2 protein-coding genes are annotated in these 3,408 nt (G+C 37.0%); both read left to right on the forward strand.

Annotated features, from left to right (window positions below; genetic code table 11):
• The first annotated feature begins 360 nt into the window (after positions 1-360).
• On the forward strand, positions 361-534 hold the full coding sequence (locus M0P98_09400) for a hypothetical protein (protein ID MCK9267061.1): 174 nt from the start codon (positions 361-363) through the stop codon (positions 532-534).
• Between the two features lie 390 nt (positions 535-924).
• On the forward strand, positions 925-3,408 hold a 2,484-nt coding region (locus M0P98_09405), incomplete at its 3' end, for a hypothetical protein (GenBank protein MCK9267062.1).

The following is a 3,408-nucleotide window of genomic DNA, read 5'->3' on the forward strand; positions in this document are numbered from 1 at the left end:
AATAGATAACCTTAGAGTATCAGATACTGTTAGGTATATTGAAGATTTTGTACCTTCAAAAAAAGCGCCTGTATTGGATAAAAACACAAGAGGGCTTTTTCTTTTTAACGGGACACTTGAAGGACGGTCTTTCTTTTCTACTGCGCCTGTTTTAATGAATTGATTGAAAAGTTATTAGATTAAGAAAAATAATAAAAAAGGTAAAATTATTTTTTTGATATTAGTAAAAATCTATGATACAATAGAATTTTAAAACTACCTATTGTGTACCTTTTTATAAAAAATTTTGAGCAAGACATTATTCTTATAAATAAAAAAGATTAAACTATACATCTTTTAGCAGAAAAGGAGGTGAAAAATATGAAGAGAATATTGGGTATCTTTTTAGGTATACTCATGTTGGCCTTTCTGGTATCAGGCTGTAAAAAACAGCAGCCGCCTCCCATGCCAGAACCTGAAGCTCAAGAAGAAGCAGTTGTTGAGGAGCCGGCTCCTGAAGCAGAAACAGAGGCACAGCAGGAAGAAGCTGAGTGATTTTTACCTATGCAGATTGTTTTTATCTGTAACTATCGAGCGGCGGGATAGGTTAATTTGCAAAACATAATAAGAATTGCCTTAACAAATGTTTATTAGCAATAAATATACTAACCGCCGCTTAGATATTTTCCTATCTTTTGATTTTTATCTTAATTCAATGTAAAATTTTGTTATGAGAACAAAATTGTCTATATTTAGTAAGTGTGCCACCATTTGTATCTATTTAAAAATAAACAATTTTATTTGTTACCGCCGTACCCTTTCCTTTTATTGTTCTAATATTACATACTTTAACAACCTATTAAGCCAGTTGTTTGGTTACCTTATAAGAGCCAAAACATGCTATTTTTAAGTTTAGCAGAATGTTTTACAGCAAGGAGATGAATTATGGAAAGAAGAATCTTTTTCTATCTTAAAGTGTTGGTATTTTTCCTTTTATTCTTTTGTAGTACAAATAAACATCTTATGGCAGATAGTGTTGAACTTAAAATAGACGATGTATCAAAACTTAACTCGCCGTGGCCTATGGTTGCAAGTATACCGTTTCCTTCTGGGGAGTTGAAAGATGTTTCTAATATTCGGATAATGAAAGGAAACAGAGAGGTACCTTCGCAAGTAGATGTTGCTGCCACTTGGCAAGACGGAAGTGTTAGATGGGCATTAGCAGGGTTTACAGATTCGCCTCAAGGAAAATATAAGGTTGAGTTTGGTCAAGGAGTGAAAAGAAGGTCTTACCCTTCTCCTTTAAAAGTAGTTAGGCAGGAAGATGGCGGGTTTAGAGTGGATACAGGGGTAGCTGTCTACCAGTTTGATAAAGATAAACTTCTACCAGAAGAGGGTTGGATTATCTATGGTAAAGAGAAAAGACAGATTTTGAAAAATTCGGGTGCTGGTGCGTATTTGGTAGATAATCAAGATAGAAGAGCAGTAGTAGCAGGTGAGTTGGCTGAGATAGAAAATACGTTTTTAAAAGAAGGCCCTGCTCGGATGGTTGTGAAACGGTCAGGGTGGTACGTGATCGATTCTGGAGAAAAACTTGCAAAAGCAGAACTCTGGTTATACTATTCTGCAGGGGTACCGTATATCAAAATAACCCATTCAATTACATTTACCCAAGATACTAACAATGTTTGGTTTAAAGATTATGGTTTAGAATTTAAAACCCCTGAGAAACCTACTGATATATATTGTTCTATTGGTGAAGAGTCTGAACAGATAAAAAAGATAAAAAATATTGGTGATGAAACCTATATGCTGCAAACAGAATATCCTCATTTTTTGGAAAGAGAGTATAAGGCTGTTATAGGTAATTTTTCAGGTGGAGAGGATAAAATTATTGAAGAGATACAAACTGCTGGAGATTGGGCTCACGGTGATTATGGAAATTTTGGTATTACTTTAGCGATGCCTTTTTTAGCAGAAAGGTATCCAAAAGAACTATCGTTTGGAAAGAGGGGCGCAAGGGCTGTGTTCTGGTCAGGCCGTTCTGGAAAAGAACTCGATTTCCGTATAAGTTCAATGGTGAAAGATTACTGGCAAAGTTGGACTCCAGGTTACCCTACTCCTAACGAGAGTGTTCTGTCAAGACCAAGTAACGCACAAGGGGGTTCAAGGACTCACGATATATGGTTTTTACCTGTTGCGGGTGCCTACAAGGAAGAAACAGTAAAACAACTTGCTTTAGCGTCAACAAAACAGGTTCTTGTTTTAGCTAAACCTGAGTGGGTATGTTCAACAGAAGCGTTTGGTTGCCCTATGTTACATAAAGATACAAAAAACTTTCCAGCAGAAGAGAATCTTCTTTCTGAATATTGGCAAAGAATTCTTCTGCCACTTAAAGCTTTCCCTATGAACGGGTTTATGTCTTGGGGATGTTTTCCATCGAGAAGTTATCATGAAACTAAAGGTAAAACTCTCGCTTATATGAGTACTATTGAATCTTTGAGGGACTACGGTTTACGGCGAGAACCATGGCGACTCTACGCAAGAAGTGGAGAACGTACGTATTATCATTGGGGACATTCATTTAGCCGTTTTACAGGCGACTGGTATGTTGCCCATTGTGACGCTCCTGAGAAAATGATGGGAGGTTTTATAAGTTCAAGGTCTTACGGCGGAAAATACCCATCACTTCCTGTCTTTTGGGGTGACAATACAACGGCTTATATTAATGCTGGGGTTATAGATAACTGGCTCTTTGAATATTATCTTACGGGTGACGAGAGGTCGCTCGATATTGTATATAAGATTAAAGAAACTTTTGTTAAGATTAAATGGAATGTTAGACCCAGCGAAACATCTATAAAAACTTTTATAACCTTATCTATGTTGGATTGGAATGAAGACGCTATGAAGACTGCGAAAAATATGGTCCATTCTGTTATAGATATGGAAAACCAGAACGGGTTAAGGACAAGCGGTTATGGTTCTTTATATAAAGATCATCGTACCAGTTTTGCTCTTGCTGAATATTATTTGCAGACAGGCGATGAACTGGCAAAAGAAGCTATATTAAAACTTCTTGACCAGAGGTACCGTTTTGACCGTAGATATAGACCTGCTGGGCATAAAAACCACGACCTTTTTATGCATTCTCTTGCCTACTGGTTAACAGGTGAAGATAAGAATAGATACGTAGTAGAACAGATACTCCAAGATGCTCTCTATTACCAGAGTGTATACCCATTATCTGAGGACCTTAAAAGTAAACCAGATAACATTCTTGACTGGCCTAACCTATATATTCAACCTATGTTTCCAGGCCCTCGCAGGAGCGTATATCTTGGGCAACACGAGTTTCATAACCCGTTTATAGGTATACCTACTGCTTTAAAATTGTTGTCAAAAGAAGGACGTACAGGAAAGCGTGCT

This window comes from bacterium (assembly GCA_023230585.1).
GTDB lineage: Bacteria > Ratteibacteria > UBA8468 > B48-G9 > JAFGKM01 > JALNXB01.

What these genes read in the sequence shown, in the direction of transcription:
- M0P98_09400 (MCK9267061.1), top strand. Translation starts at nt 361, where the DNA reads ATGAAGAGAATATTGGGTATCTTTTTAGGTATACTCATGTTGGCCTTT.